24 protein-coding genes and 1 pseudogene are annotated in these 26,146 nt (G+C 67.5%); 12 read left to right on the top strand and 13 right to left on the bottom strand.

The window, feature by feature from the left end; genetic code table 11:
• Nucleotides 1-129 precede the first annotated feature (129 nt).
• A complete protein-coding gene (locus HNP73_RS22145) occupies nucleotides 130-1,452 on the top strand; it encodes an MFS transporter (protein ID WP_184155391.1) in 1,323 nt (440 codons plus the stop codon).
• A gap of 149 nt (nucleotides 1,453-1,601) precedes the next feature.
• Here the strand turns inward: HNP73_RS22145 and HNP73_RS22140 are convergent.
• Nucleotides 1,602-2,174 (bottom strand): annotated as a pseudogene (locus tag HNP73_RS22140) (FadR/GntR family transcriptional regulator); the annotation flags it as partial.
• A gap of 86 nt (nucleotides 2,175-2,260) precedes the next feature.
• Here HNP73_RS22140 and HNP73_RS22135 point away from each other — a divergent pair.
• The gene (locus HNP73_RS22135; RefSeq protein WP_184155389.1) at nucleotides 2,261-3,001 is read left to right on the top strand and encodes a sulfite exporter TauE/SafE family protein; all 741 of its coding nucleotides are present in this window, start codon (nucleotides 2,261-2,263) and stop codon (nucleotides 2,999-3,001) included.
• Here the strand turns inward: HNP73_RS22135 and HNP73_RS22130 are convergent.
• Entirely contained in the window at nucleotides 2,961-3,962 is a 1,002-nt protein-coding gene (locus HNP73_RS22130) for a GlxA family transcriptional regulator (RefSeq protein WP_184155386.1), read from the bottom strand. The two genes, HNP73_RS22135 and HNP73_RS22130, sit on opposite strands and share 41 nt — an antisense overlap.
• 110 nt (nucleotides 3,963-4,072) lie before the next feature.
• Between HNP73_RS22130 and HNP73_RS22125 the strand changes: the two genes are divergently transcribed.
• From HNP73_RS22125 to purU, 7 genes are all read left to right on the top strand, one after another.
• On the top strand, nucleotides 4,073-5,326 hold the full coding sequence (locus HNP73_RS22125; protein WP_184155383.1) for a sarcosine oxidase subunit beta family protein: 1,254 nt from the start codon (nucleotides 4,073-4,075) through the stop codon (nucleotides 5,324-5,326).
• A gap of 13 nt (nucleotides 5,327-5,339) precedes the next feature.
• On the top strand, nucleotides 5,340-5,642 hold the full coding sequence (locus tag HNP73_RS22120; RefSeq protein WP_184155380.1) for a sarcosine oxidase subunit delta: 303 nt from the start codon (nucleotides 5,340-5,342) through the stop codon (nucleotides 5,640-5,642).
• The gene (locus HNP73_RS22115; RefSeq protein WP_184155378.1) at nucleotides 5,639-8,638 is read left to right on the top strand and encodes a sarcosine oxidase subunit alpha; all 3,000 of its coding nucleotides are present in this window, start codon (nucleotides 5,639-5,641) and stop codon (nucleotides 8,636-8,638) included. The genes HNP73_RS22120 and HNP73_RS22115 overlap by 4 nt, the downstream gene beginning before the upstream one ends.
• 14 nt (nucleotides 8,639-8,652) lie before the next feature.
• Nucleotides 8,653-9,180: a sarcosine oxidase subunit gamma gene (locus HNP73_RS22110; RefSeq protein ID WP_184155376.1), complete on the top strand. Its 528-nt coding sequence runs from the start codon at nucleotides 8,653-8,655 to the stop codon at nucleotides 9,178-9,180.
• Between the two features lie 20 nt (nucleotides 9,181-9,200).
• Nucleotides 9,201-10,469, top strand: a complete 1,269-nt coding sequence (gene glyA / locus HNP73_RS22105) for a serine hydroxymethyltransferase (RefSeq protein WP_184155373.1) — start codon at nucleotides 9,201-9,203, stop codon at nucleotides 10,467-10,469.
• Nucleotides 10,470-10,566: 97 nt separating this feature from the next.
• Complete coding sequence (locus HNP73_RS22100; protein WP_184155370.1) at nucleotides 10,567-11,961, top strand: L-serine ammonia-lyase; 1,395 nt, start codon at nucleotides 10,567-10,569, stop codon at nucleotides 11,959-11,961.
• 2 nt (nucleotides 11,962-11,963) lie between these two features.
• Nucleotides 11,964-12,821: a formyltetrahydrofolate deformylase gene (gene purU, locus HNP73_RS22095; protein ID WP_184155367.1), complete on the top strand. Its 858-nt coding sequence runs from the start codon at nucleotides 11,964-11,966 to the stop codon at nucleotides 12,819-12,821.
• 644 nt (nucleotides 12,822-13,465) lie between these two features.
• On the opposite strand, the gene HNP73_RS22090 is transcribed toward purU, so the two are convergent.
• Genes HNP73_RS22090 through HNP73_RS22080 form a run of 3 tightly spaced genes read right to left on the bottom strand, consistent with a single transcriptional unit; the run spans nucleotide 13,466 to nucleotide 17,753 of the window.
• The gene (locus tag HNP73_RS22090) at nucleotides 13,466-15,490 is read right to left on the bottom strand and encodes a type IV secretory system conjugative DNA transfer family protein (RefSeq protein WP_184155364.1); all 2,025 of its coding nucleotides are present in this window, start codon (nucleotides 15,488-15,490) and stop codon (nucleotides 13,466-13,468) included.
• A complete protein-coding gene (locus HNP73_RS22085) occupies nucleotides 15,490-17,208 on the bottom strand; it encodes a relaxase/mobilization nuclease domain-containing protein (RefSeq protein WP_184155361.1) in 1,719 nt (572 codons plus the stop codon). Before HNP73_RS22085 ends, HNP73_RS22090 begins: the two co-directional genes overlap by 1 nt.
• A gap of 2 nt (nucleotides 17,209-17,210) precedes the next feature.
• Entirely contained in the window at nucleotides 17,211-17,753 is a 543-nt protein-coding gene (locus HNP73_RS22080) for a DNA mobilization endonuclease VirD1/MobC family subunit (protein WP_246400035.1), read from the bottom strand.
• 324 nt (nucleotides 17,754-18,077) lie between these two features.
• On the opposite strand from HNP73_RS22080, the gene HNP73_RS22075 reads away from it, so the two are divergent.
• Together HNP73_RS22075 and HNP73_RS22070 are read left to right on the top strand one after the other, a co-directional pair.
• Entirely contained in the window at nucleotides 18,078-18,770 is a 693-nt protein-coding gene (locus HNP73_RS22075; RefSeq protein ID WP_184155358.1) for an AAA family ATPase, read from the top strand.
• 4 nt (nucleotides 18,771-18,774) lie between these two features.
• Complete coding sequence (locus HNP73_RS22070) at nucleotides 18,775-19,308, top strand: VirC2 family conjugal transfer protein (RefSeq protein WP_184155355.1); 534 nt, start codon at nucleotides 18,775-18,777, stop codon at nucleotides 19,306-19,308.
• Nucleotides 19,309-19,423: 115 nt separating this feature from the next.
• Here HNP73_RS22070 and HNP73_RS22065 read toward each other — a convergent pair whose 3' ends face one another.
• The 7 genes from HNP73_RS22065 to HNP73_RS22035 form a co-directional block, all read right to left on the bottom strand.
• Complete coding sequence (locus tag HNP73_RS22065) at nucleotides 19,424-19,681, bottom strand: hypothetical protein (RefSeq protein WP_184155352.1); 258 nt, start codon at nucleotides 19,679-19,681, stop codon at nucleotides 19,424-19,426.
• A 194-nt stretch (nucleotides 19,682-19,875) separates the two neighbouring features.
• Complete coding sequence (locus tag HNP73_RS22060) at nucleotides 19,876-20,514, bottom strand: hypothetical protein (RefSeq protein ID WP_184155349.1); 639 nt, start codon at nucleotides 20,512-20,514, stop codon at nucleotides 19,876-19,878.
• Nucleotides 20,511-21,293: a TIGR04255 family protein gene (locus HNP73_RS22055; protein WP_184155345.1), complete on the bottom strand. Its 783-nt coding sequence runs from the start codon at nucleotides 21,291-21,293 to the stop codon at nucleotides 20,511-20,513. The genes HNP73_RS22060 and HNP73_RS22055 overlap by 4 nt, the downstream gene beginning before the upstream one ends.
• A gap of 56 nt (nucleotides 21,294-21,349) precedes the next feature.
• Entirely contained in the window at nucleotides 21,350-21,598 is a 249-nt protein-coding gene (locus HNP73_RS22050; RefSeq protein WP_184155343.1) for a ribbon-helix-helix domain-containing protein, read from the bottom strand.
• Nucleotides 21,599-21,660: 62 nt separating this feature from the next.
• Complete coding sequence (locus HNP73_RS22045; RefSeq protein ID WP_184155340.1) at nucleotides 21,661-22,308, bottom strand: ParA family protein; 648 nt, start codon at nucleotides 22,306-22,308, stop codon at nucleotides 21,661-21,663.
• A gap of 640 nt (nucleotides 22,309-22,948) precedes the next feature.
• On the bottom strand, nucleotides 22,949-23,845 hold the full coding sequence (locus HNP73_RS22040; RefSeq protein ID WP_184155337.1) for an ArdC family protein: 897 nt from the start codon (nucleotides 23,843-23,845) through the stop codon (nucleotides 22,949-22,951).
• A gap of 476 nt (nucleotides 23,846-24,321) precedes the next feature.
• On the bottom strand, nucleotides 24,322-24,543 hold the full coding sequence (locus tag HNP73_RS22035) for a hypothetical protein (RefSeq protein ID WP_184155334.1): 222 nt from the start codon (nucleotides 24,541-24,543) through the stop codon (nucleotides 24,322-24,324).
• A 526-nt stretch (nucleotides 24,544-25,069) separates the two neighbouring features.
• On the opposite strand from HNP73_RS22035, the gene HNP73_RS22030 reads away from it, so the two are divergent.
• Complete coding sequence (locus HNP73_RS22030) at nucleotides 25,070-25,339, top strand: DUF3892 domain-containing protein (RefSeq protein WP_184155330.1); 270 nt, start codon at nucleotides 25,070-25,072, stop codon at nucleotides 25,337-25,339.
• A gap of 464 nt (nucleotides 25,340-25,803) precedes the next feature.
• On the opposite strand, the gene HNP73_RS22025 is transcribed toward HNP73_RS22030, so the two are convergent.
• Complete coding sequence (locus HNP73_RS22025) at nucleotides 25,804-25,989, bottom strand: excalibur calcium-binding domain-containing protein (protein WP_221289040.1); 186 nt, start codon at nucleotides 25,987-25,989, stop codon at nucleotides 25,804-25,806.
• Nucleotides 25,990-26,146 lie beyond the last annotated feature (157 nt).

The raw sequence follows: 26,146 nt of genomic DNA, 5'->3' as shown, positions 1-26,146 counted from the left end.
ACCAACCTTCTAGCTACGGGCGAAACTGTCGCCTCTGCTCTCGCCCCGACCCGCAACCGCGGGTCGGAAGGCGAAATGCTGCCAGATCGAATGATCGGCAGGAACAAGACATAAAATCGGGAGTGAAGCATGTCCTACGTATCCGCCGCGTCAGCGGCCGGAGTTCCGCATGACGTCGAGGTGTCGCCTGCGGTCCTGCGCAAGGTCCTCGGCGCGAGCTTCATCGGCAACTTCGTCGAATGGTTCGACTACGCCTCCTACGGCTATTTCGCTACGGTCATCGCCCACGCCTTCTTCCCGGAGATCGCGCCCCAGGCGGCGCTTCTCGCCACCTTCGCCGTCTTCGCGATCTCCTTCATCATCCGTCCGATCGGCGGCATCGTCTGGGGCAGCATCGGCGACAAGATCGGCCGGCGCACCGCCCTTTCCTGGTCAATCCTGATCATGTCCGGAGCGACGACGGTGATCGCGCTGCTGCCGTCCTACGCGCAGATCGGCATCATGGCGCCGATCCTCCTGCTCGTCGTGCGCATGGTCCAGGGCTTCTCCGCCTCGGGCGAATATGCCGGCGCCACCTCGTTCATCGCCGAGTATTCGCCGACGAACCGGCGCGGCTTCTACACCAGCATGGTGCCGGCCAGCACCGCCGCGGGCCTGCTCGCCGGCTCGCTGATGTCGGCGGCGCTGTTCGGCCTGCTGACCGAAGACCAGATGCAGTCCTTCGGCTGGCGGCTGCCGTTTCTACTCGCCCTGCCCCTCGGCCTCGTCGGGCTCTACATCCGGCTGAAGCTCGAGGACACGCCGAAGTTCCGCGAGCTCGAGGAGAGCCACCACGTCGAGGCGACGCCGGTGCGCGAGCTCTTCACCACCTACCGCCGGCAGATCGCCATCGCCTTCGGCGTGACCTGCCTCAACGCCGTCGGCTTCTACCTGATCCTGAGCTACATGCCGACCTATCTCATCACCGAAATGGGCATGGGCCAGACAGAGTCCTTCATCGCCACCAGCATCTCGCTCTTCGCCTACATCTTCCTCATTTTTCTGATGGGACAGCTCTCGGACCGCTTCGGCCGCAAGACCGCGCTCGTCACCGCCTCGATCCTGTTCATGGTACTGACAGTGCCGCTCTTCAGCTTGCTTGACGGCGCCTCCTTCGCGATGATCGTGCTGGTGCAGATCGCCTTCGGCGCACTGCTGACGATCAACGATGGGACGCTTCCCTGCTTCCTGTCGGAGATCTTCCCGACTAAGGTGCGCTACTCGGGCTTCGCCTTCAGCTTCAATGCCGCCAACGCGCTCTTCGGCGGCACCGCGCCCTTCGTCGCCACTTGGCTGATCGGTGTGACCGGAAGCAAGCTCGCCCCGGCCTGGTATCTCGTCGCCGCCGCCGCCGTCGCGCTCATCGCCATGCTCCTTGCGCGCGAAACCGCCGGCAAGCCGCTAGAAGACTGACGTCCCGGACGCCCCTTCATCCAAGTTCCTCCCCCGCCGCGGCCGTCACCCGGCCGTGGCCATCGCGGCCCGGACCGTCTCCAGATGCGCGCGCATCTCCCGCTCGCCGCCGCGCCGTCCCTCGCCTCGATCGCCGCGGCGATCGCCGCATGCTGGTCGCTGTGGCGCCCGCGGAACTCCGCGACCCCGATCCGGCGGTAGGTCCGGTCCCATTCGTGCTGCCAAGGCGCCCGACGCCGGGCGTCGGCGAGATAAGCGAGGACGCCGAGCAGCACGGGGTTGCCCGCCGTCTCGGCAACTGCGCGATGAAAGGCGCTGTCGGCCGCCTCGCAGGCCGCGAGGTCGCGGGCCTGGCGCCCGGCCTCGACGCGCCGCCGCAGATACCCGGGATCCCTCCGGCGACCTCCAGTCGCCGCCGCGCGGGCGACCGGGGGCTCGATGAGCAGGCGGGCCTCCATGAGATCGGCAGGTCCGGTGACGGCGACGAGCAGGGTCTCCCGTAAGGGCACGCCGGCGGGCCGCGGCCCACGGAACGTCCCCTGCCCAACATGCCGCCAAATCGCCCCCTCGGCCTCGAGGCGGGAGAGCGCCGCCCGCAGGGTCTCGCGGCTGCAGCCGATCCGTCGTGCCAGGGTCCGCTCGGCCGGAAGCCGGTCTCCCCGGTGCGGAACCTCCGTCTCGATGAACGCGGCGAGCTGCCGGCGGGCTTCGGAGCAATCCATCTTTCGAGCGTTTGGCAGACCAATTTGCAGACCAATCCCGATATCGTCGACAAGCGGCCCTGTCCACCCAGGAGCGCCGTCCCGTCATGGTCCCGACCCTCGTCCTCTGCCTCGCCGGCTTCGCCGCCGGCGCTCTCAACGCCGTCGCCGGCGGCGGCACTTTCCTCACCTTCCCGGTGCTCGTCTGGATCGGCGTGCCGCCGGTTATGGCGAATGCAACCGCGACGTTGACCGCCCTGCCCGGCTACATGGGCAGCGCATGGGGCTTCCGCCGCGACATCCGCGCCGAAGGCGCGCTCTCCCTCGGCGCCCTGCTGGGCCTCACCGCCGCCGGCGGTCTCGCCGGCGCCTTCCTGCTCACCGTCACCTCCGACGAGGCCTTCGCCGCGATCGTCCCGTGGCTGCTGTTCGCGGCGACGCTGCTCTTCGCCTTCGCGCCCCGCCTCGTCTCGCTCATGGCGGCCGACGGCTTCGGACCTGCGACCTCCGCCGCGATCGTCGTCGGCGTCGCGGTCTACGGCGGCTATTTCAACGGTGGCCTCGGCATCCTGCTGCTCGCGGCGCTGAGCCTCATGGGCTTCACCAACCTCCACGCGATGAACGGGCTGAAGAACCTCCTCTCCGTCCTGCTCTCGACCGCTTCGGCCCTCACCCTCGCCCTCGCCGGGCTCGTCGCCTGGGACAACGCCCTCCTCCTCGCGGCCTCCGCGACGGTGGGAGGTTTTGTCGGTGCCCACTATGCCCGACGTCGCTCCGATACCGCCTGGCTCCGCGCGGGCATCGTGGTCATTGGATTGGCGTTGACGGCTGCGTTCCTTCTCGCCTGACGCCGGTCGATTCCAGACGGAACGCCTCGGGAGTAGTCCCCACCGCGGACCGGAACACCTTGATCATGTGCGGAAGGTCACAGAAACCGGTGTCCGCGGCGATGCGCGTGGCGGACCGATCGGTGGTGCGTAGCAGGTGCTTCGCCTGCTCGACGCGTATCAGTCGGTCCGCTTCGGAAGGCGTCAGGCCGAGCGCCTCGCGAAAGTGGCGTTCGAGCTTGCGCCGGCTGATGCCGAGCGCCGAGACGATCCGACCGATCGACAATGGTGCGTCGATCGATTGCTGCATGGCGAGCAGCGCCTTTCTGACCAGGGCATTGTCGGTGGCGAGCGCCAGCGGCATTCCGGGCTGTGCTCGCTCGCCCGCCATGGCCTCGTCGATGATCATGATGTGCAGGCTCTTTGCCGCCCGCGCCCGGCCGAGGTGGCGTTCAACGATGAAGGCGGCGAGATGGGCGGAGGAGATTCCGCCAGAGCAGGTCAGCCGGTCGCGATCGACGACGAAGATCCGGTCGGAGACGGGCTCCAGCCCTTCGAACCGGTCGAGGAAATCATCGCGATGGAACCAGCTGACGCAAGCTCGGTAGCCGTGCATCAGGCCGGCCTGGTGCAGGACGAAGGTGCCGGTGCACACCCCCACCAGCGGCACGCCGGCGGCCGCTGCCCGGCCCAGGAAACGCACGGCGTCGGCGTGCAGGTTCTCGATCTCGTCGACCAGTCCCCCGACCACGACGACGTAGTCGAAGCGCGTCGGATCGCCGAGACGCTCGTCGGGTTGGACGGCGACGCCACAACTTGACGCGATCGGCTCCATCGTCGGGGAAAGCACCCGCCATCCGCAGAGGATCGGCCGCGACCGGTCGCCCTCATCGGCCGCGAGCCGCAGCACATCGACAAAGGTCGCGAAGGCGCAGAGCGTGAAGCGCTTCGTCAGGATGAAGCCGACATTCAAATTGGCCATTTTTCAGCATTCCGTCGCCTGCCGGCAGGATACACCGGAACTGACGCCTTCATACAGTTCCGACTCGTCGGTTTGTGGCATGGCGTACCCAGATAAGTCGGGAGGTCCGCATGACGCATTTCTCCTTCGCCCAGGTCATCAAAGGGGCGCTGACCGGCCAGAAGAACTGGACCGCGCAGTGGCCCGACCGCGAGCCGAAGGCCTCCTACGACGTCGTCATCGTCGGCGCCGGCGGACACGGCCTCGGCGCGGCCTATTACCTCGCCAAGGAGCACGGGATCACCAACGTCGCGGTGATCGACAAGGGCTGGCTCGGCGGCGGCAACACCGGCCGCAACACCACCATCATCCGCTCGAACTACCTCTACGACGAGAGCGCCCGGCTCTACGACCACGCGCTCGACCTCTGGGAGAACCTCTCCCAGGACCTGAACTACAACGTCATGTACTCGAAGCGCGGCGTGATGATGCTCGCGCACAACGTCCACGACGTGCAGTCCTTCCAGCGCCACGTCCACTCGAACCGCCTGAACGGCGTCGACAACCAGTGGCTGTCGGCCGCGGAGGCGAAGGCCTTCTGCCCGCCGCTCGACCTGAACCCGAAGGCGCGCTACCCGGTGATGGGCGCCGCGCTCCAGCGCCGCGCCGGCACCGCGCGCCACGACGCCGTGGCCTGGGGCTACGCCCGCGGCGCCGCCGCCCGCGGCGTCGACATCATCCAGAACTGCCCGGTCACCGCCATCCGCCGCGGCCCCGACGGCCGCGTCACCGGCGTCGAGACCGCGAAGGGCTTCATCGCCGCGAAGAAGGTCGCGGTCTCCGCCGCGGGCCACACCTCGGTCGTGATGGAGACCGCCGGGGTCCGCCTGCCGCTCGAGTCCTATCCGCTGCAGGCGCTCGTCTCGGAGCCGATCAAGCCGATCTTCCCCTGCGTCGCCATGTCGAACTCGGTCCACGCCTATATCAGCCAGTCCGACAAGGGCGAGCTCGTCATCGGCTCCGGCACCGACCAGTATGTCAGCTACTCCCAGCGCGGCGGCCTGCCGCTGATCGAGCACACGCTCGCCGCGATCTGCGAGATCTTCCCGATCTTCCGGCGGATGCGGATGCTGCGGAAATGGGGCGGCATCGTCGACGTGACCCCCGACCGTTCGGCGATCCTCGGCAAGACGCCGGTCCCCGGGCTCTACGTCAACTGCGGCTGGGGCACCGGCGGGTTCAAGGCGACGCCCGGCGCCGCCCACGTCCTCGCCCACACCGTCGCGAAGGACGAGCCGCACCCGATCAATGCGCCCTTCACGCTGGAGCGCTTCACCACCGGCCGGCTGATCGACGAAGCCGCCGCCGCCGCCGTCGCACACTAGGGGAACAAGACAGATGCTGCTGATCCACTGCCCCTATTGCGACGAGACCCTGCCGGAGCTGGAATTCGCCTATGCCGGCGAGGCGCACATCGCCCGCCCGGCCGATCCGTCCAAGCTCTCGGACGAGGAGTGGCGCGACTTCCTCTTCATCCGCACCAACCCCAAGGGCGTGCACTTCGAGCGCTGGCGCCACATCAACGGCTGCGGACGCTTCTTCAACGCCGTGCGCGAGACCGTCGGCGACAAGTTCCTTTCGACGTACGAGGCGGGCGAGCCCCGTCCAGACGTCGCCACCCTCACCGGAGAGGCCAAATGACCAGCTACCGCCTCCCGAACCGCGGCCGCGTCGACCACGCCCGCCCGGTCAAGTTCACCGTCGACGGCAAGAGCTACCAGGGCCTCGCCGGCGACACCCTGGCCTCGGCGCTGCTGGCGAACGGCGTCCACCTGATGGGCCGCTCGTTCAAGTACCACCGCCCCCGCGGCGTCGTCTCCGCCGGCTCCGACGAGCCGAACGCGCTCTTCGGCACCCGCCGCGGCCCCGGCCGCTTCGAGCCGAATACCCGCGCCACCCTCCAGGAGCTCCGCGCCGGGCTCGAGGCGACGAGCCAGAACCGCTGGCCGTCGCTCGCCTTCGACATGGGCGCGATCAACGACAACCTCGGCTCGCTGTTCTCCGCCGGCTTCTACTACAAGACCTTCATGTGGCCGCGCGCCTTCTGGGACCGCGTCTACGAGCCGGTGATCCGCAACGCCGCCGGCCTCGGCGTCTCGCCCACGGAGCACGACGCCGACACCTACGCCAGCCGCTTCGCCCACACCGACGTGCTGATCGTCGGCTCCGGCCCCGCCGGCCTCGCCGCCGCGCTCGCCGCCGGCCGCGCGGGCGCCTCGGTTATGCTCGTCGACGAGAATGCCGAACCGGGCGGCACGCTGCTCTCCGAGCCCTCGGTCGTCATCGACGGCAAGCCCGCCTGGGACTGGCTCGCCCAGGCGCTTGCCGAACTCGCTGGCCTGCCGAACGTCACCGTCATGACCCGGACGACGGCGATCGGCTACTACCATCAGAATCTCGTCGGCCTCTGCCAGCGCCTGACCGACCACCTCGACACGCCCCCCGAGGGCGCCCCGCGCGAGCGGATGTGGAAGGTCCGCGCCAAGGAAGTCGTGCTGGCTCAGGGCGCCCTCGAGAAGCCGCTGGTCTTCGACGGCAACGACCGCCCCGGCGTGATCCTGGCTGGCGCCGCCCAGACCTACCTCCACCGCTACGGCGTCAAGGTCGGCGACCGCCCGGCCATCGTCACCGCCCATGACAGCGCATGGTACGCCGCCTTCGATCTCGCCGAGGCCGGGGCGAAGCCGGCCGTCATCGTCGACGTCCGCGCCAGTGTCGATCCGGCGCTGACCGACCGCGCCCGCGCCCTCGGCATCGAGACGCTTACCGGGCGCACCGTCACCGGCACCTCCGGCCGGCTGCGGGTGAAGTCGCTCCGCGTCAACCGCATGGAGAACGGCAAGGCCGGGGCACCCCGCGACGTCGCCTGCGACGCGGTGCTGATGTGCGGCGGCTGGACCCCCTGCCTCCACCTCTTCAGCCACACGCAAGGAAAGCTCGCCTGGAACGAGGCGGCCCAGTGCTACCTGCCCGGCACCAAGACCGAGGCCGTGCAGATCGCCGGCGCCGGCCGTGGTCTCTGGGGCATCGCCGCCGCGCTCGAGGACGGCGCCAAGGCGGGCGCGCTCGCCGCGAAGGACGCGGGAAGCGAGGCGGAGGCGCCCGCCTTCACCGTCAGCGCCGACCGTATCGGCTCGGGCGTGACGCTGCGGGAGCTGCCGACCGATCGGGATCCGGGAAAGGCCAAGGCCTTCATCGACTTCCAGAACGACGTCACCGCCAAGGACATCCGCCTCGCCGTCCGCGAGGGGATGCGCTCGATCGAGCACGTCAAGCGCTACACGACGAACGGCATGGCGACCGACCAGGGCAAGATGTCGAACGTCAACGGCCTGATGATCGCCGCCGACGCGCTCGGCAAGGCGCCCCCGCAGGTCGGCCTCACCACCTTTCGTCCGCCCTACTCGCCGACGACCTTCGGGGCCTTCGCCGGCTACCACAAGGACGCGACCTTCGAGGTGACCCGCAAGACGCCGATCGACCCGTGGGCCGAGGCGAACGGCGCGGTCTTCGAGCCCGTCGCCCTCTGGCGCCGCGCCTGGTACTTCCCGAAGCCCGGCGAGGACATGCACGCCGCCGTCTCCCGCGAATGCCGCGGCGCCCGCGCCTCCGTCGGCATCTTCGACGCCTCGACCCTCGGCAAGATCGAGGTCGTGGGCCCCGACGCCGTCACCTTCATGGAGCGGATGTACACCAACCCCTGGGCCAAGCTCGGGGTCGGCCGCTGCCGCTACGGCCTCCTCCTCGGCGAGGACGGCTTCATCCGCGACGACGGCGTCATCGGCCGCCTCGCCGAGGACCGCTTCCACGTCACCACCACCACCGGCGGCGCGGCGCGCGTGCTCAACATGATGGAGGACTATCTCCAGACCGAGTGGCCCGACCTCCAGGTCTGGCTGACCTCGACCACCGAGCAGTGGGCGACAATCGCGCTGCAGGGCCCCAACGCCAGGCTGCTCCTCGCCCCCTTCGTCCCCGACGTCGACCTGTCGGCAGAGGCCTTCCCGCACATGGCGGTGATCGAGACCACCGTCGCCGGCTTCCCGGCCCGGCTCTTCCGCGTCTCCTTCACCGGCGAGCTCGGCTTCGAGATCAACGTCCCCGCCCGCCACGGCCGGGCGCTCTGGGAGACGCTGTTCGAGGCCGGCAAGGCCTACGACATCACGCCCTACGGCACCGAGGCGATGCACGTCATGCGCGCCGAGAAAGGCTACATCATCGTCGGCCAGGACACCGACGGCACGCTGACGCCCGACGACGCCAACCTCAACTGGGCGATCGGCAAGGCCAAGCCCGACTTCGTCGGAAAGCGCTCCCTCACCCGCCCCGACATGGTGGCGAAGGGCCGCAAACAGCTCGTCGGCCTCCTGACCGACGACCCGAAGGTCGTGCTCGAGGAGGGCGCCCAGATCGTCGCCGACCCGAGCCAGCCGAGGCCGATGACCATGCTCGGGCACGTCACCTCCTCCTACTGGTCGGACGCCCTCGGCCGCTCGATCGCCATGGCGGTCGTCGTCGACGGACGGGACCGTGACGGCGAGACGCTGCACGTCCCGATGCCTGACGGCAGCATCCCTGCGAAGGTCGTCAAGGGCACTGTCTTCCTCGACCCCGAGAATAGCCGCCTCAGCGCGTGACGATGGAGACTGTCATGAACGCAATGACCCCGACCATTGCCGCTGGTGCCACCGTCACCGAGCTGGCACCGACCACCCGCATCGTCCTGCGCCTCGCCGATCCGGGTGGCGTCGGCATTGCCCTCGGGGTGCCGCTGTCCGAACGTATCGGTAGCCGCGCGACCAACGGCGCCCGCAGCGCCCTCTGCCTCGGTCCCGATGAATGGCTGATCGAGGCCCCCGAGACCGAGGCCGCCACTCTCGGCGCGATGATCGCCGATCTCGCGGCCCGGACCGCGATCAGCGCCGTCGAGGTCTCCGACCGCGAGATCACCTGGCGGATCGAAGGGCCGGCCGTTCTCGAACTCCTCGCCGCCGGCTGCCCGCGGAACCTCGCGGGCATGCCGGTCGGCGAAGGTGCCCGCACGATCTTCGACAGTGTCCAGATCGTTCTCACGCGCGAGGCCGAGGACCGCTTCCACCTGACCGTGTGGCGGTCGTTTGCCCCGCATGTCCGCGCGATTCTCGACCTCGCCTTGCGCGAGCTCGCCTCCGGCCTCTGAAAACGAGAAGGAAACACCCCATGCTCGACACCGACGCCCCCCGCCTCACCGACGACGCCGTCGCCGCCGCCATAGGCCGCGAGCTCGGCCGCCAGCAGCACCAGATCGAGCTGATCGCGTCGGAGAACATCGTCTCCCGCGACGTGCTGATCGCTCAAGGAAGCGTACTCACTAACAAGTATGCCGAGGGCTACCCCGGAAAGCGCTACTACGGTGGCTGCGAGTTCGTCGACGAGGTCGAGACGCTCGCCATCGAGCGTGTGAAGGAACTCTTCGGCGCCGGCTTCGCCAACGTCCAGCCGCATTCCGGCGCCCAGGCCAACCAAGCCGTGTTCCTCGCGCTCCTTCAGCCCGGCGATCGGATCATGGGCATGAACCTCGCCCATGGCGGCCACCTCACCCACGGCTCGCCGGTCACCATGTCTGGCAAGTGGTTCGACGTCGTCAGCTACGAGGTTCGCGAGCAGGACCAACTCATTGACATGGACGCCGTGCGTGAACGCGCGCTTGAGACCAAGCCGAAGCTCATCATCGCCGGCGCCTCTGCCTACCCGCGCCAGATCGACTTCGCGGGCTTCCGCAAGATCGCCGACGAGGTCGGCGCGTACCTGATGGTCGACATGGCGCACTATGCCGGCCTGGTCGCCGCCGGCCTCTACCCGAACCCGGTGCCGCACGCCCATGTCGTGACCTCGACCACCCACAAGACGCTCCGCGGTCCCCGCGGCGGCATCATCCTGACGGACGACGAGGCGCTGGCGAAAAAGCTGAACTCCGCCGTCTTCCCCGGGAACCAGGGCGGGCCGTTGATGCACGTCATCGCCGCCAAGGCCGTCGCCTTCGGCGAGGCGCTGCGTCCCGAATTCAAGGACTACGCGAAGGCCGTCGTCGCCAACGCCCGCACCCTCGCGGCAACGCTGCATAAGGGCGGCCTCGACATCGTCTCGGGCGGCACCGACTGCCACATGGTGCTGGTCGACCTGCGCCCGAAGGGCGTGAAGGGCCGCGATGCCGAGCGGGCGCTCGAGCGCGCTGGCCTTACCTGCAACAAGAACGCCATTCCCTTCGACCCGGAGAAGCCTTTCGTCACCTCCGGCGTCCGCCTCGGCACCTCCGCCGGCACCACCCGCGGCTTCGGCGCCGCCGAATTCGCGAAGATCGGCGAACTGGTCCTGAAGGTCGTCGATGCCCTCGCCGCCAACGGCGCGGAGGGTAACGCAGCGGTCGAAGCAGAGGTTCTGAACGAGGTCCGCAGGCTAACCGACGCCCATCCGATCTACGAGGGCTGACGTCCGATCGGCCCGCGCGGACCTCTCGGCCGCGCGGGACTATCTCATCGAGCGATCTGTTCCCGCTCGCTGACCCATTGTGCCAAGGGGCGGAGCCATGTTCCTCAGCGTCTTCGACATCTTCAAGGTCGGCGTCGGCCCGTCGTCGTCGCACACCATGGGCCCGATGCTCGCCGCCACGAGCTTTCTCGACGCGCTCCGCGACGGGTCCGACCGCATCCCCGGCTCTGGCGCTCCCGCCCGCCTCGAGGCGACGCTGCACGGCAGCCTCGCCTTCACCGGCAAGGGCCACGCCACCGACCGCGCGGTGATCCTCGGCCTCCTCGGCTTCGTCCCCGACACCCTCGACCCCGAGAAAGCCGAGCGCCGCCTCGCCGCCGTTCGCGACACCGGCCAAATCGACGTTCCCGGCATCGGACCCCTCGCCTTCGACGCAGCCAGGGGCGTCGTCTTCGACTACGGCCCGCCGCTCCCCGGCCACGCCAACGGCATGGTGCTGCGCGCCTTCGACGCGAGCGGCAACCTCCACGTGACCGAGACCTATTATTCGATCGGCGGCGGCTTCGTCGTCACCGAGCGCCAGCTCCGCTCCGAGCCGATGAAGGGCGACGACGCCAAGATCGACCGCCCCCACCCCTTCGCCACCGCCGCCGAGATGCTGGCGATGGGCGAAGCCTCCGGCCTCTCCATCGCCCAGATGAAGCGCGCCAACGAGACCGCCGGCCTCGCCGCGCCGCTCGACGCCGGCCTCGACCGCCTCTGGTCGGTGATGAATGCCTGCATCGACCGCGGCCTCGCCACCGACGGCATCCTGCCCGGCGGCCTCAAGGTCCGCCGCCGCGCCCGCGCCATCCATCAGGCGCTCCTCGCCGAGCGCGGCAACAACCTCGCCCAGCCGCACACCGTCAACGACTGGCTCTCGGTCTACGCGATGGCGGTGAACGAGGAGAACGCCGCCGGCGGCCAAGTCGTCACCGCGCCGACCAACGGCGCCGCCGGCGTCGTGCCGGCGGTCCTGCGCTACTACCGCGACCACTGCGTCGGCGCGACCCATGCCGGCATCCGCGAGTTCCTGCTGACCGCGGCCGCGGTCGGCGGCATCATCAAGACCAACGCCTCGATCTCCGGCGCCGAGGTCGGCTGCCAAGGCGAGGTCGGCTCCGCCGCCGCGATGGCCGCCGCCGGCCTCTGCGCCGCGCTCGGCGGCACCAATGCCCAGATCGAGAACGCCGCCGAGATCGCGCTCGAGCACCACCTCGGCATGACCTGCGACCCGGTCAAGGGCCTCGTCCAGGTCCCGTGCATCGAGCGGAACGGCCTCGGCGCGATCAAGGCCGTCGCCGCCGCCAGCCTGGCGCTCCGGGGCGACGGCAGCCACGTCATGCCGCTCGACGCCTGCATCGAGACTATGCGCCAGACCGGCCACGACATGAGCGTCAAGTATAAGGAAACCTCCACCGGCGGCCTCGCCGTCAACCTGCCGGAGTGCTGACGATGACGGAAGCCTCTTTCATCCTTACCCTGATCAGCGCGCCGTTGCCTGGCATTATCGCTGCCATCTCTACTGCCATCGCCGACCTTGGCGGCAACATCACCGAGACCAACCAGCACTGGGACCGTCCGGCCGACCGCTTCTTCCTGCGCGTCGCCTTCGTCGGACCCGGGGGGCTGACCGTCGCGGCCGTGGAACGGGCGCTCGCCCCCACCGTCGAGAAGCTCGGCTTGGACCTCTACGTCGTCGACGCCGCGCGCCCGCCGAGGATCGTCGCCATGGTCTCGAAGTTCGACCATGCCCTCCTGCACCTGCTCTACCAGATCCGCGTCGGCTGGCTCCGCGCCGACGTCGTTGCGATCGTCTCGAACCACGAGGGCGCCCGCCGCATCGCCGAGCACGAGGGAATCCCCTTCGTCCACCTGCCCGTCACCCCGGAGACCAAACCGCAGCAGGAGGCCGCACTCCTCGATCTCGTCGAGGAGACCGGGACCGAGCTCGTCGTCCTCGCCCGCTACATGCAGGTCCTGTCCGACGACCTGACCCGCAGCCTCTCCGGCCGAGCGATCAACATCCACCACTCGTTCCTGCCGGCCTTCAAGGGCGCCAACCCGTACAAGCAGGCCTACCAGCGCGGGGTGAAGCTGATCGGCGCCACCAGCCACTACGTGACCGCCGACCTCGACGAGGGTCCGATCATCGAACAGGACGTCGCCCGCATTAGTCACGCCGACTCGGCTGACGATCTCGTCGCCATCGGCCGCGATACCGAATCCCGCGTCCTCGCCCGGGCGGTGAAGAGCCACCTCGAGCGCCGCGTGCTCCTCTGTGGCGCCCGCACCGTCGTCTTCGCGAAGTAGGGGTCCCCGGGAGCGCCGCTCAAAGATAGGCAAGCCCCGCCCTCAAGGGGTCATTCCACGCCGATCCACACTCGTGCGGGCTGGCGAGCCCAAGCGGCCCTCGACGGTCCGGTCGTGCAGGCCGGGGCTCCCCCTGCCGGCATGACCCGCCCGTCGGGAAGGCCGGGCGTCGCCCTGATGATACAGGCAAGGCACGTCGGCGCGGACCGCGGTAAGCCACTGGGGAACGGGCCGCAACGGAGGAGACCGCCGGGTCTTCATGGTCAGCACCCTTCGCACCACGACGCGGTGGAACGCGCTCGGCGACACCGGCTACGAATTGACCACCGAGGTGATGGAGCCAGTACGACCGAGAGGCGGAGGCCTTCGGTTGACTTCGCGGCTCGAACATCGCGGAAACGTGATGGGCGCGAGATTACGACGGGCTGGCGGCACTGCTCACGGGGCTGTTCGCCTTCGCGATCGTCATCGCGCCGACGACGCTTGCGCGCCCCGTCATTGCGAAAGCGTTATTCGTTGCCCCCTATGCCATGCCGGACGGGACGCTGCCCGATATCTGCGGTCACGCGTGCGCCCCGGTCGAACAATCATGGACAACAGCTCCCGCAGAGTCCGACTATGCCATGGTCTCCGACCAAAAGGCCTCAGAACCTTCCATTGCCGAGAGAAGCGCCAGACTGAGGGCCCTGCCGATAAGTCTGAACTCTTTCCTTAAGTCCATCCTGTCCGCCCAAAATCCCCCTGAGTTGGGTGACTTCTGACGAGGACTTGCCGACAGAAGAAGCTTCCATCGCCGGACCATCGGCCGCAACGACGAGGAAGCCGGGAGATTGAGATGAGCTGTTGCGAGAAGAGCTGTCGGACCCAGCCGGCGGCTCCTCGCGGGCGTCAGACTGAGCTTTCGGATCGGCTTCGCGCGGGTCGGCCGAAGCCACTGCGTTGGCAGTCCCCACGTCTCCCGAGGTCTGGGCGTGCCCGAGCGGAATGGGGCGAAAGCTCATCTCTGGCATCACTTCCGGAGGATTAGGGGGTATTCCCGCGGTCTGCCGCTCGGAGGGCCCGGTGAGCGCGCCATCCTCGTAGTATCTCACCTTCGCGACCCGCACCGGATTCTGATCCCGCACCAGCGCGATCGCCGCGCCCGGCCCGAGCATCCGGATCTGCTCCGGCCGGATCAGCCGGATCCCCTCCTGCCGCTCCTGGATCGAAGCTGCGTCCCAACCGCGCTGCCGCCAGGATTTCACCCGCACCATCCGCGTCTGGTCCCCGATCGCCTCGGAAACGTACCGCGGCGTGTCGGCATCGGTCGGAGCCATGAAAAGCTGCAGCTCGCAGTTACCCATGAAGTTCGCCGCCCCGTCCGCGCCGTAGACCTCGCGCAGGTTGGCGAGCGACTGCACGATCAGCATCAAGTGGGCACCCGACGAGCGCACGGTGGTGATCGCCCGCCCCATCTCCTGCATCTTCCCGAGCGAGGCGAACTCGTCGAGCAGGAAGAGCACGTCGAACCTGTCCGCCTCGGTCCGGTCGGTCTCCTGCAGCAGGGTGAACATCTGCTGGAACATGAGCCGGATCAACGGCGACAGCACGCCGAGGTCCTTCTGGCTGACGCAGAGGAAGACGCTCGCCGGGTCCGAGCGGAAGTCGGTGATCCAGAAATCCGTCGCCGCGGTCGCATCCCGCACGTCCGGATCGGCCCAGAGCCGCAGACCGCCGTCGAAGAGCACCGACATGTAGCTGCCGAGCACCTTCTCCGGCTGGCCGGCGAAGCGGTTGAACACCGACCGCGCCTCGCCGGACTGCGTGGTTGCCGCGAGACCTTCGAGCAGCGGCCCAGGTGCGCCCGGCTGCGTGAGGAGGTCGTAGACCGCGGCGATCGTCGGCGTCCCGCGCTCGTGCGCCACCACCGCCGTCGCCGCGAAGATTTCACGGGCGCCGTCGACCCAGGACTCCGTCCCCTTGCCCTTCGCCTCGACCAGGCTGTTCGCGAGCCGCAGCGCTTCGGAGAACCGTCGCCGCTCCGGCGCTGCCGCCACCTCGTCGAACGGGTTGTAGCGGTGGCTGCGCCGGTCCTTCGCATAGGGCGCGAATTTGAACACCCGGTCGCCGAGCTGCTGCCGCCGGCCCGCGGTCTTCTCGTAGTTCTCTCCCTTCACGTCGAGGACCACGGTCGACCCCGGATAGGTCAGCAGCGTCGGGATGACGACGCCGACCCCCTTCCCTGCCCCGGTCGGTGCCGCCACCAGCGAATGCACGATCTTCTCCGAGCTCAGGTACGGCGCTCGCGACTTGGGCGACCCGAGCTTGCCCCAGATCGGCCCGCGCACCTCCTCGAGCCGCCGCGCCAGCAGCCCCGCCCGGCGCAGCTCGCCCGGCTCCGCCCAGCGGGCCGTCCCGTGCAGGGTGAGCTGCGGCCGCCAGAGCAACGCGATGCCGGCCAAGGCGAAGGCGAACGCCACCCCTACCCCGATCAGCGCAGCCGTCGTCGGCAACCCCTCCCAGCGTGCCGCCGCGGGCAGCGTGCGAAAGTAAGTCGCGAGATCGATCTGGCGCAGGTCGCCACCGAGCCGCCAGGTGACGACGGCACCTGCCGCGAGCAGCCCGGGCAGGATGCCGACCATCAGCCCGACGCCACCGCCGAGCAGGATGTCCTGTCCGCGCCGGGTCATCACCGGCTCCGATCGTCGTCGTCGCGCTCGCGGCGCCGGCCCGTCCGCTCGGGCTTGCCGCGCCCGTCCGGCACGTCGTCATCACGACTGGCCGGCGGCGTGGCGCGCCCTTCCCCGCCGCGCGCCTGCGCGAGTCCACCAGCGGCGTCCCGCCTCGACCCGAGGTCGGGCGCGCCGCGCGGATCCGCGCGCTCGATCGCGCGCACCCGCGCGGCCGCCTCGCGGTATATCGTCCCGGCCCGGCGGTGGAAGTCAGCGAGCTCCGAGGTCGCCTCGTCGACGCGCTCCGCCGGCTGACCCCGGGCTTCCCGATCCGCCGCCCGCTCGGCGAGCTCCTCGGCCCGGTAGTCGCGCCCGAGCCCCACCGACACCGTCTTGGCCGAGAACCGCGCCAGCGTCGCCTCTGGCTGCAATCCGAACCGCTCTGCCAGCCGGGCGACCTCCCGGTCGGCTTCGGCTTTGATCGCCGCCGTCCGCGCATCGCCGGCCGGCACCGCCAGCCCGCGATAGTCCGCGTGCGGCGCATCCTCCCGATAGCCCTGCAGGCCTATGTCGTCGCGGATGAACGGCGCCGCCTCGGCCTTCAGCCCGGCCAGCTCGCGCAGGAACTCCGCCCGCTTCGCCGGATTCTCCACCGACCGCACGTCGGCCTCGAGCTCGACGAAGTTCTGCCGCACCTCGGCCTGCAGCTGTTCGATCGTCTCCGCCATCCGTATGGCCTCCTCTGGTGTCAATCTCGGCGCCGCCGCGCGCTCCGCCGCGAGCTCCACCACGAGCTCCTGGCCTGCAAGGATCGTCGCCGCCGCGGCCTCCAGCCGCCTGGCGAGCTCGGGCGCCTGGCCGGCGATCGACGCCGCAGCGCCCTGGTAGTCCCGGGCATAGTCGAGGATCTCCGCCGCCGTGGCGATCGCCGAGGCCTCGGTATGCGCCGGCGCCACCGCCTCCCGTCCTTCGGCCCGAGCCCGCCGGTACTCGGCATCCGGCACCGGCCGGTCATGCACCCCGCGTGACAGCCGCGTCGTCCCGGTTAGCGCGATCCCCTCGCGCGCCGCCACCGCGACCTGCACCTCGCGCAGCCGGTCGAAGGTCAGCTCCCCGCGCGACGACACCCTGAGCCACTGCCCCTCGTCGAGCCCGCGCCGTCCGACGACGACATGGATATGCGGATAGGCCGTGTCCTTGTGGAAGGCCGTGTAGTAGTCCCAGCGGTCGCCATAGGCGCCGCTGTCGAAGAGCGCCACCGCCCACGCCCGCCCAGCCCGCTCCGCCGCATCCGGATCGGTGCCTTGCGGAAAACTGACCACGAAGTGCGCGGTCCGGTCGGCTCCACCGCGGTCGGTGTCCGGCAGCCCCCAGGCCGCTGCGATCTGCGCCGCATCTCCAACCCCGAGCTCGGTGCCGAAGGTGCTCTCCGACGACACCAGCGGCACGTCGCCCTGCCGGCTCAGGTAGTCCATCTGCGCCCGCAGCCCGCGGGCTGTCGCCGTACCCCCCGAGCCGATCAGCTTGACCAGCGCCTGCGGGTTCGGCGACAGCACCCCGCCAATCGACGCCCGCCGCCGCGCTCCGGCACGCCGACCCTCGTCCACCGGTGGCCGCACAGCGCTGCCGCGGCCGAGCTCGAGGTGCGCCCAGTCCTCGCCCATCACCGCATCGACCGCCGACACCCAGACTGGGGCCTGCGCCCCGCGTCGCAGCAGCTCCGGGACCGACGGCATGCTCACTCCGCCCCCCCTGCCCTCTTTGGCTCCGCCGCCGCCTTCAGCCGCGCGAGCCCGTCCTCGCGTCGCGCACCGAGGTCGAGGATCCGCTGCAGCGCACCGCGGGTCTCGATCAGGACCCGGCCGAGCTCCGCCCGTTGCGCCATGAAGGCGCGGTAGTCCGGATCATGGGTCCGGTTGGCCGAATGCGCGATCTGGTTGATGTTCGTCGCCACCCCGGCGAGTTGCCGATTGATCGTCCGCAGCGCTTCGACCGTCGCACCATCGACCTCCAGGAAGCCGCCGATCCGCCGGGCGGCAATCCGCAAGGCGCGGTTGCGGTTGAGGCTGAGGCCCGAGATCTGGGCGTCGAGCTCGGCAAGTTCGGCCTCGGTCAGCCGCACCGAGATTGTCCGATCGGCGCGCGGCTCCTTCTTCGCCGCCTCAGGATCCTGCCATTTGCCGCGGATCATCCGGCGATCTTGCCAGCCGGAAGCGTCACCGCCCGCCCCGGCGCTCTTGCCGGCTCGGCCGGCGGTCTTTCGGGGGTTGGGTTGAGTCATGGTCAAATGTTCTACATTTATATATATCCTGCCATATACCATACCCAACTCTCTCCCCCTTGCAACCACCCTTTGGTCTTGCCACAGTCGGCCTCCAGGAGACGGTTCGAGAGGGAGCCGACATGCGGAAAAGGCCGATGCCGGAATGGCGCTTTCGCCTGATTGCGGGAATGCCGGGTGACGCGATGGCAGCGGCACGGAACGCCGAAATCACGGTATGGCGTGATAGCCGGGTGACTGATTGACGCTGTCGCGGTATGACGGAATAACTGAATTACGAGATGACCGCAGTGCGGACTGACGGTATCGGAGGACGGCCCAGGCGTGCAGATCATCAGCTTCATCAACTTCAAGGGTGGGGCGGGCAAGACCACCGCCCTGAGCGTCGTCGCCTCCGCCCTGCTCGCCCGCGGCAGGAAGGTCGCGCTCCTCGAGAGCGACGAAAATGCGCCGCTCGGCACCTGGCGCAATCACGCGCGGCGGTCGGGGACCTGGGACGAGGCTTGCGCGATCTTTCCGGCCGGGGACGTCGACACCTTCGCGCGGTCGGCCGGCACCGCCGAGAAAGCGGGCTACGAGTTCGCCCTGGTCGACACACACGGCGGCGGGTCGGAGCTCAACAGCACCGTCGTCGCGAGCTCGTGCCTCGCCATCATCCCGACGGCGATCACCTCCTACGACGTCAATGCCAGCGTCACCACCGTCGAGTTCATCGTCGACCTGATCGAGCGCGAGGAGCTGGGGGAGTCGGTGATCGTTGCCCTCCTCGTGACGAAGCTGCCGCATACCCTCAACAAGTCCCGCGAGGCCGATCTCGCCTCGATCCAGGACTTCCCGCTGTTCCAGACGATGTTGCGTGATCGCGACGCCCTGACCGGCATGCTGCGCTCCGGGCTGCTCCACCTGACGCTGGAGAAGCGGCGGGCTGATTCCTCGATTGGCGCCACCCATTTCCAGAGCGCCATGCGCGAGGCCGAGAAGCTCGTCGACGAAGTCCTCGAGGTCGTGGAGGGCTGAGGGGATGGTCGAGATCCGCAGACCGAAGAAGCCCTACGAGGAGCATCGCAGGGAGTTCGCGGCAGCGCGGGGTCTGGAGGGGGCGGGAGCCGGCTTGGACGCGGAGGCTCCGGCGGCAGCGATCCTAGCGGCACCGGCGCCCCCTACCCCGCCCGAGGCGGCTCCGACGCCGCAGCGGGTACGGCCACCCTCCGAGGAGAAGCTTCGCCTGAAGTTCACTGTCCATGCGCCGATGCTCGGGGCCTCCGCTTGGTTCGATCGGGCCGTGGCGCACATGGGGGACGAGAAGGCGCTGCGCCTGGTCCTCGCCAAGGCCTTCGACGAACTCGAGGCCGCCGTCGCGGCCGGCGAGGCCGTGGCGCGAGGAAGCTACCCGATCGATCCCTCCCGCAGCACTAGTACCTCGCGGCATGTCTCGGCGGGGCTCTTCGCCAGCGGCAAGAGCGCGCTCGATCCGATGGAGCTGCTCCCGCCTGGCACTTTCGGACGAGAGCTAGCGGTGGCCGCGCTCGCGCGGTTGCTCGACACTGTCGGCTGACCCGACTCCCCCCGCTGTGACCCACGCTCCATAGCTCGCCAGCCAAGGCCCCACTCCTTGAGGTTCTGAGCGCCCCCAGGGCATCACCTTGTCCTGTGAACTGGTTTACACAGCATCACACGGGAGTCTGAGCTGGGAACACCTCAAGAATGCACTGACGGATCAAGTCGCCAATGAGCTCGCCCTTCGGCTGATTCTCGTCGGGGATGTTAGTCATCAGCACATGCGAGGGATCCGGAAGCGGATATCCTGCCTCGGCCTCCAGCGGATCATGAATGACCGTGGCTTCGTGGCCTTCGGCTTCATCCCTGATGAACTGCCTGACTTGGCCGACATTCAGCCGCGCCAATTTGGCCGTCTTTCCGTAGGTCATCCTAGTGGCGTTCCGCACCTGCTGAACGCGCTCATCAAGGGTGCCTTGTAGGATCTCCAACCAGTTATAGGATGGGCAGTTTTCGTCCTTGGGCTTCGCGATAAACGCGCCCCCGGCGATCGTACCATCCTTCTCGACATGGATCCCGCCAACATACCGGAGTATGTGATCAGGATCAGGAATTAGGTCGCCTTTCATGCCATCAGGCGGCGCAGCCCATTGGTCTCGATCTGGCTTTCCATGTTCGTCACGAGATCCCGACCGGCATTTCGGGCGATATAGCCCTGTCCCGCCCTTCTCGCGAAGATCACGTACTGAACCTGATCCCCACCCAGGAACTGAAGGCCAACCTGCTCCCCAGCGGCCTTGTCTTCCCAGAATGCCCGCACGTTACCGTTGTCGAGCAGGGTAATATATGGACGCTTTGTGAACGGGATCGCCGCCAGAAACGCCTTGAGGCCTTTCTCAGAGGCAAGCGAGACGACGTGGCCTTCCTCAGCTGCAACTTCCTTGAGCTCCTGCAGACGCTTCTCAGCAGCGGCCTGCGCGGCAGTCCGCTTCTTGGCTTCCTCGGCCTGTCGATCGGCAAGCTCGTCCGCTGCGGATCTCCGCTCCTTTGCCACGTCGTTGGTAAAGACCACTGTAGGTGCCGCTGCGCGCTTCCGCACCATCTCGCGGAAACAGAGTTTCACCAGCTCGACCCGTGGAGCGGGCCGAAGCGGATCCCCACTCATAAACAAAGACGACGTGTTCGCGACCTCATCGAAACCCAATTGCACAACCGGACCCACTGCAGCGCTTGGCTTCCTTCGAACGTTCGCTAGGGCGTTCATTGGCTCTCCTCGGTCATGAACCGCCAGTGCTCCTTTTGCAGCGTCTCGCTTGTCAGGGCATTAAAGGCGTCCCCAATCGCGTCGTGCGCACGCTCGAACCAACCACTTAGGCTCGCATCCGTCTGCGCCTGAAGCTCTCCTCCCGTCCGCAGCTCAAGATATATGACGTCCTCACCTGATTGTTGATTCTTGCGACTCTGCATAATGACCGTTAGCGCCAAATCGCTGGCAATGGGGTACTCGTAGGTCAGCGAGAATGCACGGGCCGGTCTGTCTGGACCGATCGAGAGGGCACGGTAGGAGGGGATTGCCTTCTCCGTGTCAGCAAATGTCAGGAATAGCGGGGGTACGGGCCCGATCAAATTAACGTAGTTGAGCTCGCACCTAGCGATATCTAGTCTCGCGATGCCGAATTGCCGTTCGCAAAACCCCATGAACACTCCGAGCCATCGATCAAAACTCGCCTTCACCGCTTCATAATGAGGGTATGCATCGCCTCCCTGCCGCCAGTTGAGCAGGAACGCGTTCCTTTGCACTTGAATAAGGTATATTCCATTTTCTGACATAAACCAGAATCGTGGAAGAGGGAACACCTCCCCCGACGCTGAAATATCTATCTCCGCTCCAATAGGAACATTCTGCGCTGCCTCCGGAAAATCATCCTTGATCACCGACCAGAAGAGACCGACGTGTTCGGCCCGCATCGCCAAGATCGGATCCTTGAAGTAAACCCCGATCACCACCTCGTTAACGGGTGGATGCTTGTACTTTCGCCTCATGAGACCCTGTTATCTGCCTGATTGATTGGCCGGAAAGAGGCAACGTCCCCCCTGCCCTACTCCCGGTCTGTTGGTGCGATCTCGGCACGGCCGTACCTGGCAAAGAGCATATTCAGGCTCTCGCCGAGGAGCTGCTGGATCGTTTTGTCCTCCTCGGCCGCCAGCATCCGTAGCTGCTTCTTGACCTCCTGCGGAAAGTAGCCAGTTACGTTGGCCTTGCCCTGACGGCTCGGTCGGAAGTGCGGGCTCTCAGGGTCATTCCTGTTTGGCGCCGAAGAGGCTGGCGCGGATGGAGCGACCTCCACGGAGGTTGCTCTCCGGCTGCCGGAAGTACGTGCGAGAGCGTCAGCAATTCCCTTCCGCGTGTTCATGCGACAGCCTTTTTGCTCTTGGGCAACCCAACTAGCCCACGTGCAAACTCATAAACCTGTTTGCACTCAAGCGCGGCTTTCCCGGACGGATCGGATTCTTGGGGCGTGCGCCCTGCCCCACCCGCATCTTGGTACGTGACCCGGTCCCCAAAATAAAACGGGCAAACCTCAAAACCCTGCGATTTGAGCCATTCCGTCGTCTCAAGATGGCGCTCACCTCGGGGCTTCACACGCGTCAGGACGACGACACTCTTCGGATTTCCAGCCAATTTGACGATGTCTGCTGCGGCCTCGACGGTCTTCAGGTCGGTCACCGTCGGCTGAACCGGGATCAGGACCAAGTCCGCCGCCTTGCAGGCTGCCAGTGCTGCCTGCTCAGCTCGTCCAGCCGTATCGATAATGCATAGTCCAACGCCCTGCGCTTTGGCCGTCTCGAGGGTTTTCGGGAGGCGAGCAGGCTGGGTGTCGATCACAATTGGGGTTTCGGCCCCGCGAAGATCGGACCAATGGCAAAGGCTCGCCTGTGGATCCAGATCGATCGCTGCTGTCACGATCCCGTCGAGCTCTGCGGCCACTGCCAGGACCCCGGCAAGGGTGGTTTTTCCCGTGCCACCTTTTTGACCGATGACCGCGATGGTGTTCATAGCTTTTCTGCCAACCTAGTTGTATGGTTCATGTGTTCACACGACAACCCTTTTGATCGTTTGAGTGTCTCAGAGTCGGTGAGTTTGTCAAGCCGTTCGAGTTTGCGGCATTTCGCGGCGCCTGACCCCGCGCCCCTGGCGGCTTTGCGCTGTAACCCCCCACATATAGTGTTCACAGCTTCTATGCCTAACTAGCTTACTGGTTCATGTGCTCACACGCCAACCATCTTGATCGTTTGAGTGTCTCAGAGTCGGTAGGGCTTGCCGGGATTGTTTCGGGCTCGACTGCGGAGCAGCCGCGCCAAATGCCTGCGTTTCAGGGTAAATCTGCCTAGAGTATCGAAGCTCGAACGCGATCGGTCCTGATACGCGATCATCATAGCCGACGATCTCAAGCACCGGGCGGTCGACCTCAAGATGCTAGCGAAGCAGCAGCCGCGCGGCAAGAGGGGCGCCCGATCCTTGGCGTACTCGCCGATACTTGAGCTATGTGATAACTCTTGAACTTGTAATCCTATGACCCATGCGACTCGCAAAGTGTCCATCATCCTCTGCCTTATCGCGCTCCGGAAGCACGCGTGATACGAGGAAAGGGGGCGCCGAAGGCGCCCGAAATTTTTTGGAGTAGGGTAGGGGGCCGCTACGCGGCCGCCTCCTTCTCGTCGTCGCCGGCAAGCGCCAGAAGCAGGTCCGCCGCCTTCTGCCCCTCGGCCGCGGCGCGAAAGATCGCCCGCTTGTCCTCCTTCAGCGCCTTCAGCCAGCTTTCGACGTAGGCGCCGCTCTGCTCGAAGTCCGGGGTGAGCCCGAGATGGGTGCAGAGGATGACGTTGCCGAGCTCGGCGACGAGCTCCTCGAAGGCATAGGCCTTCCGGTCGGCGAACTTCTTGATGCGGTCGAGCCGGCTGCCGTGCCCGGTCCAGTGCGTCGCCTCGTGGGCCAGGGTCGCGTAGTAGGCGCCCGCGGTCTCGAAGGTGCCGACCGGCGGCATGTGGATGCGGTCGACCGCCGGGTTGTAGTAGGCGCGCGGGTCGTCGCTGGTCTCGATGACTACGCCGGTTGCCGCGAAGAATGCCTCCAGCTCGGCGTCCGGCTCGGTCCCGAGGTCGCGGGCCGGCTCCGGCCGTCGATAGTAGCTTTCCGGCAGTCCGTCGATCTGGTCGGCATTGAAGACGTGGTAGAGCTTGGTAAACATCACCTTGCGTGTCGCGGCATCCTCGCCCGCCGGCTCGGCCTTTTCGGTGTCGAAGGTGCCGAACTTGATGACGGGCGCCGACTTCTCGCCCTTCCGGACCTGGGCCCCCAGCTCCTGCGCCTGCCGATAGGTGAACCAGTGCGGCGAGGCGTAGCCCTTCGCATCGGCCTCGAGCCAGAGCAGGATGACGTTGATCCCGCGGTAGGGTTCGCCGCAGGCCCGCAGCGGAAAGGCCGCGCCGCCCCGGTCTCCGGTCCACGGCTTCCGCCACGGCGGCGTGCCCGCCTCGATCGCCGCGATGATGCGGTCGGTGACTTCCTGCTGCGCGTCAAACTTGCCGGTCATGTCCGTCTCCTTCGTGGTGGAGCGTCCGAGGTCTTCTGCCCTCGGCCCGCCGTCTGGGCGGCGCCTCCCGGTCGACCGACCGGAAATGCTCTCCGCATTTCCCGGGTGGGCAGAGCGGGGAGGGCGCTGCCCGACCCGCGTCCGGGCGCGCGCGGGTCAACCGGGCGGAGACGCACTGGAGCGGCCCGCAGCCGCAGGCGAGGACACGGGGGCGGCGGAGCCGGCGACGTCAGTCGCCGCTTGCCGGTTGACGCGCGGTCGCCCGGATGCTGGGCGGACGTCCAGGTATGGCGAAGTCGTCAGGGCGGGGGTGAGCGGGCCTCGGCTCGTCGATCCCCCGAACTGGCCGTTGATCACCACGATCGCCTTGGCGATCTCAGCCGTTATGACGTATCGGCGTTCTGCCGCTTCGTCGTGTATCCGCACCGTCGCATAGCGAGGGAAAGGGCGGCCGGTCGGCCGCCCTCCGCGGTCCGTCAGGACTGCGTCACCTCGTCCGAGGCCGGGTCGTCCTCCGGCCGGGGCGGGAAGCCGACGAGCTCGGTGACGGCGACGGGGAAGTCGAGCTTCACCGAGAGGAAGACCTCGCCGGTCTCGCGGCGGGCGTTCTCGAAGATCGCGCCGACCCGGCGGAAGCGGGTTTCGGTCTGGCCGTTGCGCTCGAAGGTGTAAGGAACGGTAAGGACGTAGCGGGTCATGTCAGCCTCCGTTGTTTCGGTGACGACCGGCCGGCGGATCGGAAGAGGGCAGGGGGCAACTGCGAATGCGGAGGGTCCGCGAAGCGGAAGCCGTATTCGTGGTTGCCGGCGCATCCGCGCCGGGCACGCCCTGGCCGCGATCCGCGAGGGTGTCATCGCTGCGAAACAGGAGGCTGACCGTGGCTTGATCGACGGGCTGCGACTCCCCCATCAGAGCCACTATCGGCACAGCGGCGGTCGCCGGCACGGACATTGTCGAGAACTCGGCTCGATGCCGAGGAATTATCTTCCGGCCTGCTCCACCGACTAGGGGACTCGTGCCCGCTCGAAGCACTTCGCGTTGGTCCGGCTTTCCGCGAGGGCTGTCCAGCTTGTCGGCAGGCTCGAACGGCGGAACGCTTCATCGGCCATCTGAGGTTGATCCCGCTGTGGTGAGCAGGATTCCGCTCACCACATAATTCTCCTTGTGATACATTTGGCAGCATCTGCCCGATTCGGGCGCAACATGCAGCTGAGGTATCTACCAATGGCGGATGTGCAGGTGTTGTGCATCAACAAGCAGCCTCGCAACGACCCTCATGAAGGGATTACCCATCTGGGCGGCAGCGGATGGAAATGGACCCGCGCGGAGGTCGTCCGTTCAATCGAAGACAAGAGCAACACGTTCTTCACGCGGGTCAATGGCAAGAGGGCCAACGTGGGCGTCGTGAACGGACCAAACGGCAAGTATGTCCGGACCTATGCCGATGGTGTCTGGAACGACAACCTGCTCGCCCTATGGGAATGCGTCGCGTAAGGGCGGCCGTACCCCTTCGGTCAGTGCCGATCCGTCGGCCTGACCTACTACCGCGCAGCATCGAGAAGGAGTGCGTACCCCATGCCCAAATCCACAGGCGGTAGCAATCATCGCAACGCGACCAGCGGCCGCTTCACCACGGCAACGAAGGCGGCCACGAACAAGGCTGGACATCAGGCCGAACCTCGCGGCAGGAGCGGCGATAGTCCCGGATCGCCTTACCGCAGCACAGATACGGGCCGATATGTGACGGAGGCCTACGGCAAGTCTCATCCAAAGACGACCGTGAAGGAAAAGTAGACCAAGCCAAGCCTCCAGCGGAGGCCATAGCCAGGGCAGGGCAGGGGGCTCGCGCGCGGGATCGTCACCCGAATGGGCCGAGACGGCTTTCCGGCTCGGGGAGGCCAGCACGGCAGAGTAGAGCCCGGTCCCGGCCGCGGCCGGGACGCGCCCTGGTGGACCCGTCAGGGCAGGGTTTCGCAGGCGACCCCGTCATGATCGCGATCGAGCCGATAGGGATCTCCCGGACCGGCATCCTCGTAGACGCGCTGCGCCTCGGCCTGCGTCGAGAAATCGCCGCAATCGTAGTCCCGTGCCGACACCACCACCGGCGCCGTCAGCATCGCCGCAACGACCATAATGAACCGCACGACCGCCCCCAGCTCCCCCGGGTCAGACCCTAGGGCATCGCCGTTCATCCGCTCAATGCCGACCTCGCGCCTTCGCTAATGCGCCCGGCGATAGTCCCACGGCATCTCGAACTCGGTCGACCAGATCCCGAGCCGTGCCGCCTCCGCCTCAGCCTCG

Source organism: Amaricoccus macauensis (assembly GCF_014201905.1).
Classification (GTDB): domain Bacteria; phylum Pseudomonadota; class Alphaproteobacteria; order Rhodobacterales; family Rhodobacteraceae; genus Amaricoccus; species Amaricoccus macauensis.
This window is presented reverse-complemented; position numbering and strand designations above follow the sequence as displayed.